The 15,905-nt window shown below is 60.9% G+C and carries 13 protein-coding genes and 1 tRNA gene; 6 read left to right on the forward strand and 8 right to left on the reverse strand.

Annotated features, from left to right (window positions below):
• The first annotated feature begins 4 nt into the window (after positions 1 to 4).
• Entirely contained in the window at positions 5 to 1,585 is a 1,581-nt protein-coding gene (locus I6L37_RS13940) for a Na+/H+ antiporter NhaC family protein (protein ID WP_042029257.1), read from the forward strand.
• A 91-nt stretch (positions 1,586 to 1,676) separates the two neighbouring features.
• The gene (locus tag I6L37_RS13945) at positions 1,677 to 2,258 is read left to right on the forward strand and encodes a thymidine kinase (RefSeq protein ID WP_042069658.1); all 582 of its coding nucleotides are present in this window, start codon (positions 1,677 to 1,679) and stop codon (positions 2,256 to 2,258) included.
• Positions 2,259 to 2,325: 67 nt separating this feature from the next.
• Here the strand turns inward: I6L37_RS13945 and I6L37_RS13950 are convergent, their stop codons facing one another.
• The gene (locus I6L37_RS13950) at positions 2,326 to 3,663 is read right to left on the reverse strand and encodes a flavohemoglobin expression-modulating QEGLA motif protein (RefSeq protein ID WP_216992155.1); all 1,338 of its coding nucleotides are present in this window, start codon (positions 3,661 to 3,663) and stop codon (positions 2,326 to 2,328) included.
• Positions 3,664 to 3,851: 188 nt separating this feature from the next.
• Here I6L37_RS13950 and I6L37_RS13955 point away from each other — a divergent pair, with 188 nt between their 5' ends.
• Together I6L37_RS13955 and I6L37_RS13960 are read left to right on the forward strand one after the other, a co-directional pair.
• Positions 3,852 to 4,277 (forward strand): YbjN domain-containing protein, encoded by a 426-nt coding sequence (locus I6L37_RS13955; protein ID WP_042029255.1) that lies wholly within the window; start codon positions 3,852 to 3,854, stop codon positions 4,275 to 4,277.
• 134 nt (positions 4,278 to 4,411) lie between these two features.
• Positions 4,412 to 4,499 (forward strand) — tRNA-Ser (locus tag I6L37_RS13960).
• A gap of 104 nt (positions 4,500 to 4,603) precedes the next feature.
• Here the strand turns inward: I6L37_RS13960 and alr are convergent.
• Positions 4,604 to 5,725 (reverse strand): alanine racemase, encoded by a 1,122-nt coding sequence (gene alr / locus I6L37_RS13965; RefSeq protein ID WP_061475383.1) that lies wholly within the window; start codon positions 5,723 to 5,725, stop codon positions 4,604 to 4,606.
• Between the two features lie 824 nt (positions 5,726 to 6,549).
• Here alr and recR point away from each other — a divergent pair.
• Both recR and htpG read left to right on the forward strand, forming a co-directional pair.
• Positions 6,550 to 7,152 (forward strand): recombination mediator RecR, encoded by a 603-nt coding sequence (gene recR, locus I6L37_RS13970; RefSeq protein WP_061475381.1) that lies wholly within the window; start codon positions 6,550 to 6,552, stop codon positions 7,150 to 7,152.
• 168 nt (positions 7,153 to 7,320) lie between these two features.
• A complete protein-coding gene (gene htpG, locus I6L37_RS13975) occupies positions 7,321 to 9,234 on the forward strand; it encodes a molecular chaperone HtpG (RefSeq protein WP_061475379.1) in 1,914 nt (637 codons plus the stop codon).
• A gap of 66 nt (positions 9,235 to 9,300) precedes the next feature.
• On the opposite strand, the gene I6L37_RS13980 is transcribed toward htpG, so the two are convergent.
• The 6 genes from I6L37_RS13980 to pspF form a co-directional block, all read right to left on the reverse strand.
• Positions 9,301 to 10,128 (reverse strand): ABC transporter ATP-binding protein, encoded by an 828-nt coding sequence (locus I6L37_RS13980; RefSeq protein ID WP_061475377.1) that lies wholly within the window; start codon positions 10,126 to 10,128, stop codon positions 9,301 to 9,303.
• Positions 10,125 to 11,123 carry an oligopeptide/dipeptide ABC transporter ATP-binding protein gene (locus I6L37_RS13985; RefSeq protein ID WP_042029245.1) on the reverse strand — a complete coding sequence of 333 codons (999 nt, stop codon included), beginning with the start codon at positions 11,121 to 11,123 and terminating at the stop codon, positions 10,125 to 10,127. Before I6L37_RS13985 ends, I6L37_RS13980 begins: the two co-directional genes overlap by 4 nt.
• Before the next feature lie 82 nt (positions 11,124 to 11,205).
• Entirely contained in the window at positions 11,206 to 12,099 is an 894-nt protein-coding gene (locus I6L37_RS13990) for an ABC transporter permease subunit (protein ID WP_042029244.1), read from the reverse strand.
• 35 nt (positions 12,100 to 12,134) lie between these two features.
• Complete coding sequence (locus I6L37_RS13995; RefSeq protein WP_026456296.1) at positions 12,135 to 13,094, reverse strand: ABC transporter permease subunit; 960 nt, start codon at positions 13,092 to 13,094, stop codon at positions 12,135 to 12,137.
• 2 nt (positions 13,095 to 13,096) lie between these two features.
• Complete coding sequence (sapA, locus tag I6L37_RS14000; protein ID WP_216994173.1) at positions 13,097 to 14,692, reverse strand: ABC transporter substrate-binding protein SapA; 1,596 nt, start codon at positions 14,690 to 14,692, stop codon at positions 13,097 to 13,099.
• 69 nt (positions 14,693 to 14,761) lie between these two features.
• Positions 14,762 to 15,826: a phage shock protein operon transcriptional activator gene (pspF, locus tag I6L37_RS14005; protein ID WP_216992156.1), complete on the reverse strand. Its 1,065-nt coding sequence runs from the start codon at positions 15,824 to 15,826 to the stop codon at positions 14,762 to 14,764.
• Positions 15,827 to 15,905 lie beyond the last annotated feature (79 nt).

Consider the following 15,905-nt stretch of genomic DNA (forward strand, 5'->3'; position numbering starts at 1 on the left):
GATCATGGACATTAGTCATTTCGCCGACTCCGGTTGGTCTGTCGTTCCCCCCTTATTGGCTGTCGCCCTGGCGATCCTGACCCGCCGCGTCCTGCTGTCGCTCGGGGTCGGTATCCTGGCCGGCAGCCTGCTGCTCAACCAGTTTTCACCGCTCGATTCCCTGCACTACCTGCTGAACACAGTGCTCAAGATTTTCTGGGTTGATGGTGCCCTCAATAGCGACAACATCAACATGCTGTTGTTCATGCTGCTGCTGGGTGGCCTCATCAGCCTGATGAGCGTCTCTGGCGCGACCCGGGCCTTTGCCGAGTGGGCCGAACGTCGTGCCAAGACTCGCAAGGGGGCCAAGGCGCTTACCGGCATGATGGTCTTTGCCTTCTTTATCGATGACTTTTTCCACAGTCTGTCTGTGGGGGCCATCTGCCGTCCGGTGACCGACCGTTTCCAGATCTCCCGTGCCAAGCTGGCCTATCTGCTCGACTCCACCGCGGCGCCGGTGTGCGTGCTGATGCCCATCTCCTCCTGGGGGGCCTACATCATCGCCCTGGTGGGTGGCATTATGGCAGCCCATGGTCTGACCGAGCAGAGCCCCATCGCCGCGTTTGTCGAGATGATCCCGATGAACCTCTATGCCGTCTTCACCCTGGTGATGGTGCTGGTGGTGATCGCATTCCAGCTCGATATCGGCCCGATGCGCCAGCATGAAGAGTGGGCGCTGGAAGGCAAGCTGTGGGATGAGTCCAAGGGGCGCCCCATCGGTCTGGACATGGAGAGCCCGGAAGAGAGCAACGGCGGCATGATCGACATGGTGCTGCCGATCCTGACCCTGACCGCCGCCACCATCTACTTCATGATTGACTCAGGTGCCGCCGTGTTGAGCGAGCAAGGGTTGCCGTTTAGCGTGCTCGGTTCGTTCGAGAACACCAACGTGGGTTCCTCCCTGGTGTATGGTGCCCTGTGCAGCCTGGTGGTCTCCATCGGTCTGGCCATGCGCCTCAAGCTCGGTGCCAAGAACTGGATCAAGGCCGCGCCGCAAGGGGTAATGGCCATGTTGCCCGCGATCAACATCCTGCTGTTTGCCTGGACTATCGGCGCCGTGGTGCGCGACGTGGAGACCGGCAAGTACCTGGCTTCCCTGGCCAACGGCAACCTGCCTGTCGAAGTGCTGCCTGCCGTGGTGTTCGTGCTCTCCTGCGCCATGGCGTTTGCCACCGGTACCAGCTGGGGCACCTTTGGCATCATGCTGCCGCTGGCCGGCGACATGGCCGCGGCCAGCGATGCGGCGCTGATGCTGCCGATGCTGGCGGCGGTACTGGCCGGTTCTGTATTCGGCGATCACAGCTCGCCCATCTCCAGCACCAGTATCCTCTCTGCAACCGGCGCCGGTTGCCATCACATCGATCACGTGATGACCCAGCTGCCCTATGCCCTCTCCATCGCGTTTGGTGCGGCATTGGGTTACCTGGCCATGGGGTTCATGCACTCCGCTCTGGCCGGTTTCAGCATCAGTGCTCTCTGGTTTGCACTCTTTACCAGCTATCACCTGAGAAAGGCGAAAGCGCGGCCGGTGCTTGCCACCGCGTAACGTCAATAGTGCAAGGGGCCTGCGGGCCCCTTGGTTTTGTCTGGGGCTTTGGTTAGCATGCGCCCCATCAATTCAGTTTCGGAACAGTAACATGGCTTCATTGCACTACAAATTTGCCACCATGAATTCAGGCAAATCGACCCAGCTCATCCAGGCGCATTTCAACTATCTGGAGCGGGGCATGCATCCTCTGGCCATGACTCCGGCGATCGACGATCGATTCGGGGTGGGCGTGATCAGCGCCCGGGTAGGGCTCGAATTGAAAGTGGAGGTGTTCAGCGACACCTGCGATCTGTTCGAGATGGTCAAGGCGCGCCATGCCGAGAAACGGATCGACGTCTTCATCGTCGACGAGGCCCAGTTCCTGACCAAGGAGCAAGTTTATCAGCTGGCGCGCATCGTCGATGAGCAGGATATTCCGGTCATCGCCTACGGCCTCAAGACCGATTTTCGCGGCGAGCTCTTCCCTGGCTCCTACCATTTGCTCTGCCTGGCGGACAAGTTTGAAGAGCTCAAAAGCATCTGCTGGTGCGGCAACAAGGCCCACATGAACTCGCGAGTGAGTGAGGCTGGGCAGGTGATGCGCGATGGTGAGCAGGTGGAGATTGGCGGCAACGATCGCTATGTGTCACTGTGCCGCAAGCACTATCTGGAAGGGCGGGCATTCAAGTAACCCCGCTTTGCGGATCCTTTGACAACAAACAGGGCGCCATGTCGGCGCCCTTTTGTTTGCCCGGAGCTTAGTCAATCTCGATATCCACCGGCGCTATGATGGGATCGGCCACCGGCAGGCGGTGGAACAGCTGGCGAAAATGATGCTGTACCCGGCCGATATCCACCAGCGACATACCGGAGGCGAAGCCGAACCAGACGTAGAGGCCGGTGAGATCGCGAAACATGGGGGGCAGGTAGCGGGGGGCGGCGATCAACCCCTCCAGGTAGTGCTGGTAGAGCACGGGGATATCATCCAGGGTCACCTTGCCGACAAACAGCATGGGCAGGATCTCGGGGACCCCTTCCAGCACGGCGCTGCGGATGAAGTTGACCGTCTCCACATAACCGCGCACGTAGGAGAGATCCTTGGTAAAGCAGGCGCCCCCTTCGACCATGCCGCCGCGAAAGACCCGCTGGGTGATCTTGTAGGCGTCGTGCTCGCTGGCCCCCCGTTGTACGAAATGCTGGAACACCTCGAGGAAGTTGGCTCCCCGCTCGGCCATGTCGATGGCCATCACCCGATCCGAGATGCGCTTGGCCCGATCCGGGAAGGAGCTGAAGGTGAGGGTCTCGATAAGCACGGCCAACCCCTCCTGGCAGGCGGTGATGCGGGGGGAGCCGGCGCTCAGCCAGGTGGCATAGGGTTGCTGACGGCCGTTGAGGGTGGTACCGACGTGCACCCAGCCCTCGTGGACCTCCAGTACCTGCAGATCGAGCTCCGAGAAACGGGCATGGGAGTTGAGCTTGATGTAATCCCCGCCAGCGGCGGCGTCCGAGACGATGCCATCGCTTAGTTTGACCTGTACGGTGCCGTCGCTGAAATAACCGGAGAGCTTGTCCTGCAGCCTGGCAACCGCTATCTCTCCCTCAAACTCCTTGGGGTAGGGGCGCACCAGATGGCGGGCGCCGGGCAGGGAGAATATGTCGCACAATCGCTCCCCCAGCTCGCGCAGGGTCTTGCGATCCCCGCGCAGGTGATCGCTGGCCGAGCCATAGAGCAGCTGGCTGTAGCGCAGAAAGTCCGGTTGCCCGCGCTGGCGCAACATCTCGATCACCACCATGTATTGATCGACCGTCTCCTGCAAAATTCGCCCGAGATCGTCCTGGGGCCCCAGCTTTCTGCGGATCCGGTCCCTGAGCTCTTTGAGCTCCAGATACTTGTTGCGAGGATCAAAGCCGAGGGGAAGCCCCTCGTAGAAGTGCCTGTCGATAGCAGGAAGCTGCCGGCCGCCACTGGCCAGAAAGCGCTCCTGCATCTGCCGTGGCCACTTGATGGCATCCAGAATGCGGATGGGCTTTTGCAGGGCGAGCAGTTCGTCCGACAGGGATTTCAGATGCAGGCGATATTTTTCTTGGATGGTCATAGGGCCCCCTGTGGGGCAAGCGTGGCCGTGGATTGGGCTGAGTATATGCATAGCACTTGCCAAAAAGAAGCCGGCCCCGCGCCGATTGGGCAGGTGCGCTTTTGGTTGCTGGCAAATTGGTTTAGACTGCGCCCCTCGATCCCAATCTTGTCGTGGAAATAATGAATATCCCCAGCTCTGAAATGATAATGCGTTGGTTGCAGCAGGCTCGTATCGAGCACTATGTGTGTGACCAGTGCCATGGCATCCATATTGTCTCCCTGCAGTCCGTCGACGGTATTCAGGAGAGCCGGATCTTTGTCGAAGAGGAAGGGCTGCTGTTTTCATCCGAACTGGAAGTTCGTCCTTCGGCACTGCTGCCGCTGGTGGCTGAACTGGGGCGTCTCAACATGCAGTACCCCTCGCTCAAGGTGTTTCTCGATATCATCGACGACAACCTGCCACGGCTGGTGGTCGGTCACACAGTCTTCACCAAGGCGGGGCTCAGCGTCGAGCAGTTCCTCTTGTTCGTGCAGAGCACGATCGCGGCGACCCATGAACTGGTATCCGAATGCGAGCGTTCCGGCTTCCTCAACCTGCCGGAAATCCAGGTTGCACCGGAATCTGTTCATTAATTCCGCGAACGATTCGTTTTGCAAAAAAAGCCGTTGACGCGGGCAGGGCTTTCCCCTAAATTACGCCCCGTTCCAGCGCAACGGCGCAGCGAACAAGGTGTTGGCTGAACACGTTAAACAACAGACCAAAATTTGGTGAGGTGTCCGAGTGGCTGAAGGAGCACGCCTGGAAAGTGTGTATACGGCAACGTATCGAGGGTTCGAATCCCTCCCTCACCGCCAAATTGCAAAGCCCGACCTGATGGTCGGGCTTTTTGCTTTCTGGCGTTTCTCGTACTGCGCAAATCCTGGCGGGAAAACGGACAGGTGCCGGTGAGTGCACGTCATCAGGCAACCCGTCGGGCCTCGACCAGTGAAGGGGCCTGTTCACCGGCGCGGCTGAGCTTGATAAAGACCCGTGCGGTGAGCCGGGTCAGCAGCTCGTAGGGGATAGTGCCTATCTTCTCGGCCACCTGTTCCACCGGCAGCCCTTCCCCCCACAAGGTTACCTCGTCACCACTCTTGTCGTGGGCCCCGGGGCCAAGATCGACCGTGATCATGTCCATGGAGACACGACCGACAATGGGCACCCGACGACCATTGACCAGCACAGGGGTGCCCTCGGGCGCCATGCGCGGATAACCGTCCCCGTAGCCAACCGCAATCACGCCGAGGGTAGTGTCATGATGGGCCATCCAATGGCCGCCATAGCCGACGTTTTCTCCCTGCTTGCATGCCCGGGTGGCGATAAGCTGACTCTTGAGGGTCATCACCGGGCGCAGATCGTGCTCGCTGGCCAGTTGCCCACCAAACGGAGAGGCGCCATAGAGCATGATCCCGGGTCGGATCCAGTCACTGCGTGAATCCGGCCAGGCCAGGATCCCTGCCGAGTTGGCCATGGCTCGCTCGCCCGGCAGATGGGCGGTGAGGCGGTTGAACTCCGCTATCTGCAACCGGGTGGCCGGCCCATCCTGCTCATCGGACTGGCTGAAGTGGGTCATGAGATTGAAAGGCTGTACTACATTCTTGCAACGGGTGAGCCGCTCGATAAAGGCGGGCAGCTCTTCGGCGCGCAGCCCCAGCCGGTTCATCCCGGTATCGAGCTTGAGCCAGACCTTGATGGGAGCGGGCAGGCGGGCCTGCTCGAGCAGCGCCAGCTGCTCGCGGGTGTGGATGGTGGTTTGCAGATCGTGAGCCGCCAGCAGGGGAAGTGCCTCTGCCGAGAAGAATCCCCCCAGCACCAGGATGGGCTTGGTGATACCGTTGGCGCGCAGTACCAGCGCCTCCTCGACCCTGGCCACCGCATAGGCATCGGCCCGGGCGAGGGCATGGGCGACCGGCAGCAGGCCATGGCCATAGGCATTGGCCTTGAGGACCGCGATGATCTTGCTGTGGGGGGCATGGCGCCGTACCACGGCAAAGTTGTGTTGCAAGGCATCCAGATCGATGCTGGCGGTAACAGTGTTCATGATGTGCCATTTCTTCCGTGAAATAGAGAAAAAGGGTTGCCCTCTATCAAGGGGCAAGGTCATTTGGCATCCCACATCCAGGGGATGTCCTGCGTGAATCTTGGTGTCGGGATAACGTCCTTATTGGCAGCCGATAGCAATTTGAATACTGATCGGCGCCTGCTGTGATAAAGGGGACTGTTATCCAGGTCGGCCTGCGAGCCTTTATTTCCTCAGTCTCTTTTGCCAGTTCAGACAGTTATGAATGTCATTTCTGGTGTATCTGACTGCTTGTGTTTTATTTATGTTATCAGTTGGTCTGTTGGTGGTAAATAAAGTGATATATTAAATCGATCTTTATGGGTTTTGTGGTTTTAAACTCCGCGTAAATTATTCGCTTGGTGGTTTGTGTCATGTTTAATGACATTGACAGCGATTTCTATCCAGCGTATCGGGTTTATCCCAGCCAGCCTGATGGCGCTGTCGGTCTATGGCGTGACAACGTGCGTAATCGACCGCTCTACGACCCGGAATTAGAGTGCGAATAGCAAATACCGAATATCGGCTGCTGACTGACGAGAGCTGCGAGCATCGCGTGCTGACGAGCCGGCCCCCGCGCTCCGGTTCGGGGCGTTGCGCAGAGAGTTGGCGCAGAGTGTGAGGGCTGAGTGCTGCGCAAGGAGAGACTACGGCCAGGGCAATGGAGGCCAGAAGGTCATTGGCGCTCGGAGCCGGCTCGGGTATAGTCCTGCGCCAACAAGATTGGTTCGGCCGGGGTAGTCAGGCTCCCTCGGGAGCAGAGCACAGCATCTTCAGCCGATACAGCCTCAAAGGATACTTAGCCCATGAAATTCAGTCCCCTGCTCGATGAGATGATGAAAGCCCTGCAGGTGCTCCCCGGGGTGGGCCCCAAGTCCGCCCAGCGCATGGCGTTCACTCTGCTTGAGCGTGAACGCAGCGGTGGCTTGCGACTGGCCCAGCTGCTCAGTCGGGCGTTGACCGAGATCGGGCACTGCAGCCACTGCCGCACCTTTACTGAAAATGATCGCTGCGATATTTGCGCCAATCCCAAGCGCGAAGAGAATGGTCTACTGTGCGTGGTAGAGAGCCCGGCGGACGTGGCGGCCATTGAGCAGACCGGCCAGTTTTCCGGTCGCTACTTCGTGCTGATGGGCCACCTCTCGCCACTGGACGGCATTGGCCCCGAGGAACTAGGGCTGGAGATCCTGGAGCGACGGTTGAAAGACGAGGCCATCAGCGAGCTTATCCTCGCCACCAACCCCACCATCGAAGGGGATGCCACCGCCTGGTATATCGCCGACATGGCTCGTGCGGCCGGTGTCGAGGTGAGCCGCATCGCCCACGGGGTGCCGGTGGGGGGCGAACTGGAGTTGGTGGATGGCACCACGCTCTCCCACTCCCTGATGGGGCGCCAGCGCCTGACTTAAGCCCGCTGGCCGCCTGTTGATGGCGACACGCATTGGCCGAAAAATCGGCAGTCGAACAGAAAAAGAGGGGCGAGTGAGGCAGATTGCACACTCGCCCCTTGATATTTGATCGGCCGTCCCCATCTAGGTTGGGCGTATGTTCAACCCGATGTTTCTGAGGATTGGTCCATGACCCAAAGTGTTCATGCCGAAACCCACGGCTTTCAAACTGAAGTCAAACAACTGTTGAGCCTGATGGCCCACAGCCTCTACTCCAACAAAGAAGTATTCCTGCGCGAGCTTATTTCCAACGCCTCCGATGCGGCGGACAAGCTGCGCTTCAAGGCGCTCTCCGATGCCTCTTTGTTCGAAAACGACGGCCAGTTGCGTGTGCGCCTGGTGGTGGACAAAGAGAAGCGTACCCTGACCATCTCCGATAACGGGATCGGCATGACCCGGGATCAGGTGATCGAGCACCTGGGTACCATCGCGAAATCCGGCACCGCCGAATTTTTCAAAAACCTCTCCGGTGATCAGGGCAAGGACTCCCAGCTGATCGGTCAGTTCGGGGTGGGCTTCTACTCCGCCTTCATTGTCGCCGACAAGGTGACCGTGGTCTCCCGTGCCGCCGGCACCGAGCCGAGCCAGGGCGTACAGTGGGAATCGGAAGGGGAAGGCTCCTTTACCGTGGCTGACGTGACCAAAGAGGGTCGCGGTACCGACGTCATCCTGCACCTGCGCGCCGAAGAGGACGAGTTCCTCGACGACTGGCGCCTGCGCTCCGTGGTAGGCAAGTATTCTGACCACATCAGCGTGCCGGTGGAGATGTATAAAGAGGGCACCCCGGATCGCGAAGAAGATGGTGAGACCATCGTCGGCACCCCGGGCGAGTGGGAGCAGGTCAACCGTGCCACCGCTCTGTGGACCCGCAACCCGAAAGACATCAAGGACGAGGAGTATCAGGAGTTCTACAAGCACGTCGCCCACGACTTCGAAGATCCGCTGCTGTGGGGTCACAACCGGGTGGAAGGGGCCCAGGAGTACACCAGCCTGCTTTACGTGCCGGCCCGTGCACCGTTCGATCTCTACAACCGCGAACAGAAGCATGGCCTGAAGCTCTACGTGCAGCGCGTCTTCATCATGGACGACGCCGAACAATTTATGCCGACCTACCTGCGCTTCGTCAAAGGGGTGCTGGACTCCAACGATCTGCCGCTCAACGTGAGCCGCGAGATCCTGCAGGACAACAAGGTGACCGCCTCCCTGCGCAAGGCGTGCTCCAAGCGGGTGCTGACCATGCTCTCCAAGCTGGCCAAGGATGACGCCGAGAAGTACGCCAAATTCTGGAAAGAGTTCGGCAATGTGCTCAAAGAGGGCCCGGCCGAGGATTACGCCAACCGCGAAGAGATCGCCAAACTGCTGCGCTTTGCCAGCACCGCCGGCGAGGGCGAAGCCCAGACCGTCTCCCTCGAGGATTACGTTGGCCGCATGAAGGAAGGCCAGCAGAAGATCTACTACATCACCGCAGACTCCTATGCCGCGGCCAAGAACAGCCCGCACCTCGAGATCTTCCGCAAGAAGGGTGTCGAAGTGCTGCTGATGTGGGAGCGGGTCGACGAGTGGCTGATGAGCCACCTGACCGAGTTCGACGGCAAGCAGCTCATCTCCGTCACCCGTGGCGAGCTGGATCTCGGCGATCTGGAAGACGAAGCCTCCAAGCAGGCGCAGGAGGAGGCCGAGAAGGCCAACGCCGGCCTGGTTGAGCGGGTCAAGAAGAGCCTGGGCGAGGCGGTGAAAGAGGTGCGTGTCACCCACCGTCTGACCGACTCCCCCTCTTGCATCGTTACCGACGCCTACGGCATGAGCACCCAGATGATCAAGCTGATGCGCGCGGCCGGTCAGCCGGTGCCGGAGCAGAAGTACATTCTGGAGCTCAACCCCGACCACGCCCTGGTGAAGAAGCTCGACACCATCGAAGACGAGGCGCTGTTTGGCGAGTGGGTCACCCTGCTGCACGAACAGGCCCAGCTGGCCGAGCAGGGCGGGCTGAACGATCCGGCGAGCTTCGTCTCCCGCGTCAACCGTCTGCTGCTGCAAGCCTAAGCGGCAAGCATCAACAAAAAGCCCACTGCATGCAGTGGGCTTTTTTTATATCCGCAAGGGAAAAGGTTATCGACGGTATTCGTTGTCGTAGTTCTGAATGAGGCGACGGGTCACCTCGTGCTGGGGATCGGCGAATACCTTGAGGGTCTTGCCACGCTCCACCACGCGTCCCTCGTGCATCACCAGCACCTCGTCACTGATGTGGCTCACCACCCCCAGGTCGTTGGCCACCAGCACATAGCTGAGCCCCATGGTCTCCTGCATCTCCAGCAGCAGGTTGATGATCTGGGAGCGCACCGAGATATCCAGGGTGGAGAGCGCCTCATCCGCTACCACGATTTTGGGGTTGAGGATGAGGGCCCGCGCCAGTGCCACTCGCTGCTGCTGACCGGCGGAGAGCATCTGGGGGTAGAAGAGGGCGTGATCCGGCAGCATGCCCACCATGCGCAGGGTCTGGATCACCTTGTCGCGGCGCTCCTCCTCGGTCATCTCGGTGTTGAGACGCAGCGGGGTCTCCAGGATCTGGCCGACCCGGATCTTGCGGTTGAGGGAGGAGTTGGGGTCCTGGAAGATCATCCGCAGCAGCTTGCAGCGGGTTTGGTAATCGCCGTGCACCATCCGCTGGCCATTGATGGCGATCTCGCCGCCGCTGGGTTCAATCATGCCAGCCAGAATGCGCGCCAGGGTGCTCTTGCCGGAGCCTGCCTCGCCGACAATGGCCAGGGTCTGGCCCACTTCAAGGTCAAACGAGAGGGGCTTGATGGCTTCCACCGCCTGGCGCCGGAACAGGCCGGTGCGGTTCTGGTAGGTCTTGCACAAGCCCCGGACCTGCAACAGGGAGGGTTCGAGTTCCTGCTGGGCCGCTTGCGGGGGAAGGTTGACGGTCAGGCTCATTTCTTGGGTTCTTCCATATTCAGCGGGAAGTGGCAACTGAACTGATGGCCCTTGATCTTGCTCATCAGCGGGGTCTGTACGCACTGCTTCTGGGCGTGGGGACAGCGGGGGCCGAGGCGACAGCCGATGGGCAGGTGCTGCAGCGGCGGAATGACCCCTGGCAGGGTTTCGAGTCGCGACTTGTGGCGCACCAGCTTGTCAAAGTCCGGGATGGATTTGAGCAGGGCGTCGGTATAAGGGTGGTGGGGGGTCTCCAGGATCTGCTCCCGGGTGCCCACCTCTACCATCTGGCCGCAGTACATCACGTTGATGGTGTCGGTCAGGTTGGCGATGGCGGCGATGTCGTTGCTGATAATAAGGATGGTGGTGTTGCCCAGCTTGTTCATCTTGTCCAGCAGCCGCAGGATCTGGGAGTGAGTGGTGGACTCCATGGCGCTGGTGGGCTCGTCGGCCACCAGCAGGCGCGGCTGGTTGGCAATGGCCATGGCGATCATCACCTTCTGGCACATGCCATCCGACAATTCGTGGGGGTAGGCGCGCATCACCTTGCGGTGATCCTTGACGCCGACCCGGTGGAGCAAGGCGATGGCCTTCTTCTTGCGCCACTGGAAGCGCTGCCAGAACTGCCCCTCGAACGAGTCGGTCGGGATAGCCTCCTCAAGCTGGGTGCCTATCTCTTCGGAGGGGTCGAGGCAACTGATAGGGTCCTGGAAGATCATGGCGATCTCGCGGCCCATGATGCGGCGCCGCTCCCGCGGGGCCATGGTCAGCAAGTCCATGTCGTTGAAGCGCATCCGGTCGGCGCGCACCGTCCAGTTGTCCTTCTGGATACCGACGATCACCTTGGCCACCAGACTCTTGCCGGAGCCGGATTCTCCCACCAGGCCGCGGATCTCCCCCTCGGCCAGGGTCAGACTCACCTTGTCCACCGCCTTGACCTTGCCCTGTGGGGTATCAATTTCGATGGTGAGATTGCGAATATCGAGCAGGGGCATCAGTGACCTTCCTCATGACGATGTGGCACTGGGCGCGCCACGGCGCCGGTGCTGATATTGGCTTTGTCGAACAGGGGATGCATCAGTCATTCCCCTCCTTGAGTGCCTCACGAATGCCTTCCCCCACCAGGTTGGTCACCAGCACGCTGAACAGGATGGCGATGCCGGGCAGGGTCACGGTCCAGGGGGCGAGGTAGATGAGATCCCCCGAGTCGCCGAGCATGGCGCCCCACTCGGGTTGCGGCGACTGGGCGCCGAGGCCGAGAAAGCCCACCGCCGAGATGTCGAGGATGGCGGCCGACAGGGTACGGGTGGTCTGGGTCACCAGGGTTTCGACGATATTGGGCAGGATGGCGAGGCGCATGATCCGGAAAGGGGGCGAACCATCGAGGCGGCTTGCGGTGATGTACTCTTTTTGCATCTCGGCGTGCACCGCGTTGTAGGTGGCGCGGATGAAAGGGGGGATAAGCGCCAGCGTGATGGCGATCAGGGTGTTGAACAGGCCCGGTCCCAGGATGGCGACCACCAGGATCGCCAGCAGCAGAGAGGGGATGGAGAGCAGGGTATCGAGCAAGTGGTGCAGTACGCTCGATTTGAGCCCCTTGCTCATGCCCCCCAGGATGCCGATGGCCGAGCCAACCACCAGGGCGATGACCACCACCACCAGCGCATAACCGAAGGTGAGCCGTGCCCCCACCACCAGGCGGGAGAGCATGTCACGGCCCAGATCGTCGGTGCCGAGGAAGTAGTCGATGTTGCCGTTGTTGGACCAGGAGGGGGCCAGCAACAGGTGGGTGGGGTGCTGCTCGTCAATGCCGTAGGGTACCAGCAGCGGCCCGAACAGGGTGATGGCGATCAGCAGCAGGAAGCACCAGAGCCCCGCCATCGCCAGGGGATTGCGGCGATAGGCAGCCCAGGTCTGCTCCATGGGGGAGAGGATCTTGAGCTCGGGATAGATGTTCGATTTATCTTGCATAGGATACCTGGCTCCGAGTTACGCCATGAGCGCATTCAATCTTGTCTGGCATACAACTCTTTGCGCCTTGCCGGATAGATAAGGGTGGTCAGCAACTCGGTGCTGACGCTGATGAAAATCACGAAACTGGCCACCACCAGGGTGGCGCCGCGAATGGCGGCGTAGTCCTGCAGGGCGATGCTGCTGATGAGCCAGCGGCCAATGCCGTGCCACTCGAACACCACCTCGGTGATCATGGCGGAGGTGAGCACGCTGCCAAGCTGCAGGCCAAGCAGGGGCAGCACCGGGGGCAGGGCATTCTTCAGACCATGGCGCCAGACGATCTGGGCCCGGGAGAGGCCGCGGCTCGCCGCCGCCTTGATGTAGTTCTGCTTCATCACGTCGATGAGGGAGCTGCGCACATGGCGGATCACCTCGGTAGTGGGCACCACCGCCAGCACCAGGGAGGGGAGGATGAGGTGGCGCAGGGCATCGTGCAGCGCCGCCTCCCGCCAGGGTTCGTTGCTCAGCAGCACATCGACCAAGGCGATGCCGGTGATGGTGGGCACGTCATAAAGCAGGCTGATCTGGCCGGAAGCAGGCAGCCAGCCGAGATCCAGCGAGAAGAGCATCACCACCAGCAGCGCCAGCCAGAACACGGGGACGGCATAGCCGATCAGTCCCGCCGTCATGATGGAGAGATCGAGCCCCCGTCCCTGATAGAGGGCGGCCAGGGTACCAAGGGGAATCCCCACCAGCAGCGAGATGGCAAAGGCCGCAAAGCAGAGGATCAGGGTGGCGGGGAAGTAGTGGCGGATCTCGTCCAGCACCGGCAGCCCGGAGACGCTGGAGAGCCCCAGATCGCCGGCCAGGATGCGGCGCAGGAAGTCGGGATAGCCGCGCCAGAAACTGAGCTCATGGCCGATGAGGCGATACTCCAGCAGATAGGCGACCAGGGTCAGCGCCAGCAGGGTGATGAGCAGCAGGTTGATGCGACGCAAGGTGTAGAGAAACATGCTTACTCCCTGTAGGCCTGATTGAAGACGGTACCACCAAAGGGCATCAGCTGCAGCCCTTCGATATCGCTGCGGCTGATCTGGGTGCGCAGGGCATGGGCCAGCGGAATGAGCGGCAACTGCTCGTTGAGCAGGGTCTGGGCGTAATAGTAGTTGCGCAGCCGAAACGCCAGCTGGGGTGTGGTGACCGCATCGTCAAGCAACTGATCGAAGGCCGGGTTGCACCAGCGGCTGTAGTTGTTGCCCCGCTCCACCGCCGAGCAGCTCAGCAGCTGGCGAAAGAAGTTGTCCGGGTCGGCGTTGTCGGCAATCCAGCCAGACAGCAGGCTGTCATACTGCCCCTTCATGAGGCGGCGCTCGATAACGGGCCAGGCCTGCTGCACTATCTTGAGCCTGATCCCCACCCTGGCAAGATCATTGCGCATCAGTTGGGCGGTCTTGATGGCATCCGGGTTGTAGGGGCGGGCGTCCGGCTGCACCAGCACCTGCATCTCGAAACCCTGCTCCAGACCCGCCTGTTTGAGCAGTAGGCGGGCCCGTTTCAGGTCCTGCTTGCGCTGGGGCAGGCTCGGGTTGTAACCCCAGGAGAGGGGCGGCAGCAGACTGTTGGCGGGCAAGCCGGTATCGAAATAGACCGCCTGCAGCAGATTGTCGACATTGATGGCGCTGGCGATGGCCTGGCGCACCTTGATGTCGTTGAACGGCGGCTTGCGGGTATTGAGGGCCAGGAAGGCGACGTTCATCCCGGACTGGACCGACAGGTTGAGATCCGGGTGCTGCTTGATCACTGACAGCTGGCTGGCAACCGGGGTGCTCATCACGTCGCACTCGCCGGTCAGCAGTTTGGCCAATCGCTTGGAAGATCTGGGAGTGATGTCGTAGACCAGCTGTTCAATCCTGGCCTCGCCGCCCCAGTAGCCGGGGTGGCGCAGGTAGCGGATGAACTCGTTGTGGCGGTACTCCTTGAAGCGGAAGGGGCCAGTGCCGATGGGGCGGCTGTCGAGCAGCGCCGGGGTACCGGCTTTGAGCATCTGATCGGCATATTCGGCGGAGAGGATCACCGCATAGTCGCTGGCCAGGGTGGCGAGGAAGGAGGCATTGGGCTGGTTGAGCTCGAACACCACTGTCTGCGGATCTTTCGCGTAGACCCGCTTGATCAGCTGATCCTGCCCCAGGCTGTAGAAATAGGGATAGTCGCCGCCGGAAACCTGGTGATAGGGATGAAGGAGATCGAGCTGGCGCTCGTAGGTGAAGACCACATCCTCGGCGTTGAGGGTGCGGGTCGGCGTAAACCAGGGGGTCTGGTGAAACGTGACGCCCTGGCGCAGGGTCAGGGTATAGGTGAGGCCATCCTCGCTTATCTGCCACTTGCTCGCCAGGGCCGGCTCCAGCGTCAGGGTATTGGGGTTGACCTCCAGCAGGCGGTCATAGAGCGGACGGGCACTGGCGTCCAGCGTTACCCCCGAATTGGAGACATGGGGGTTGAAGGAGAGGGGAGAGCCCTCGGCGCAGTAAATGAGCCCGGTTTTCGAGGCCTCGGACTGCTTCTGGCAGCCGGTGACCAGCACCAGCAGGCCGAGCAGCAAGGGTTTGAGCATTCTCATTGTCTAACCATGTTTTTATACGAAGGTGCCAGCGTCGTGGCTGGCGTGTCGCGGGAGCCGGTCTCAACCGATCTCCGTCTGGTCCTGTTCTGCATCATTGTCACCATCTTGCAGCTGATACTTGCGTAGCATGCCACGGAACTGGTGATAGCTTAAGGCCAGCAGTTGGGCGGCTTTGCGCTGATTATACTGGGATTGCTGCATCGCTTGCTTGAGTAAATTAATCTCGTACTCCGCCACTGCCTGCTTCAGATCGAGCGGCAGGGCCAGGGGGGGCGTCATCCCGCCCGCAGGAACAGAGCGCTCTTCCGGCATGACTGGCGTTGTGGCGACCGCCGTCTGGCGCGGCCGCCAAGGGGAGTCGAAGGGATTGATCACCAGATCAGACAGCGGCAACTGGGGGTTGCCCTGACGGTAGATGCTGCGCTCCACCACGTTCTTGAGCTCCCGCACGTTGCCGGGCCAGGGGTAGTCCAGCAGCAGCTGGGTCGCCTTGCGGGAGAAGCCGGCAAACAGCGGGTAGCCCAGCTCCCGGGTCATGCCGTGGGCGAAGTGCTCTGCCAGCATCAGGATGTCCTCGCGCCGCTCCCGCAGGGGGGGCAGGGTGATGACGTCGAACGCCAACCGGTCCAGCAGATCGTGGCGAAACTGCCCCTTGTCGGCCAGCGCCGGCAGATCCTCGTTGGTAGCGCACACCAGGCGCACGTCGACCTTGAGGGCCTTGGCACCGCCGACGCGCTCGAATTCACCGTATTCGATGACCCGCAGCAGTTTCTCCTGCACCCGGGCGCTGGTGGTGGCCAGCTCGTCGAGGAACAGGGTGCCGCCGTCTGCCCGCTCGAAGCGGCCCTGATGGCGCTTGGCGGCGCCGGTGAAGGAGCCCGCCTCGTGGCCGAACAGCTCGGTTTCCAGCAGGCTCTCGCTCAAGGTGGCGCAGTTGATGGTGACAAAGCTTTGATCCCAGCGATCCGAGAGATAATGTAGGCGGTGGGCGATGAGCTCCTTGCCGGTTCCCCGCTCGCCGATGATGAGCACGGGCTTGCGCAGCGGCGCAAGGCGCGAGGCCTGCTCGATGATTTCTAGAAACGCGTTGGACTCACCCAACAGACTCTCCGTGGCCGTGGTCATCCCTGCCCCTGTTCGTTGAAAAATCTGGTTAATCTTACCAAAAGTTGGTTATTTTAATCATTTCTTCTTTCCGGGGCAC

Source organism: Aeromonas sp. FDAARGOS 1407 (genome assembly GCF_019048725.1).
Taxonomy (GTDB): Bacteria; Pseudomonadota; Gammaproteobacteria; order Enterobacterales; family Aeromonadaceae; genus Aeromonas; species Aeromonas enteropelogenes.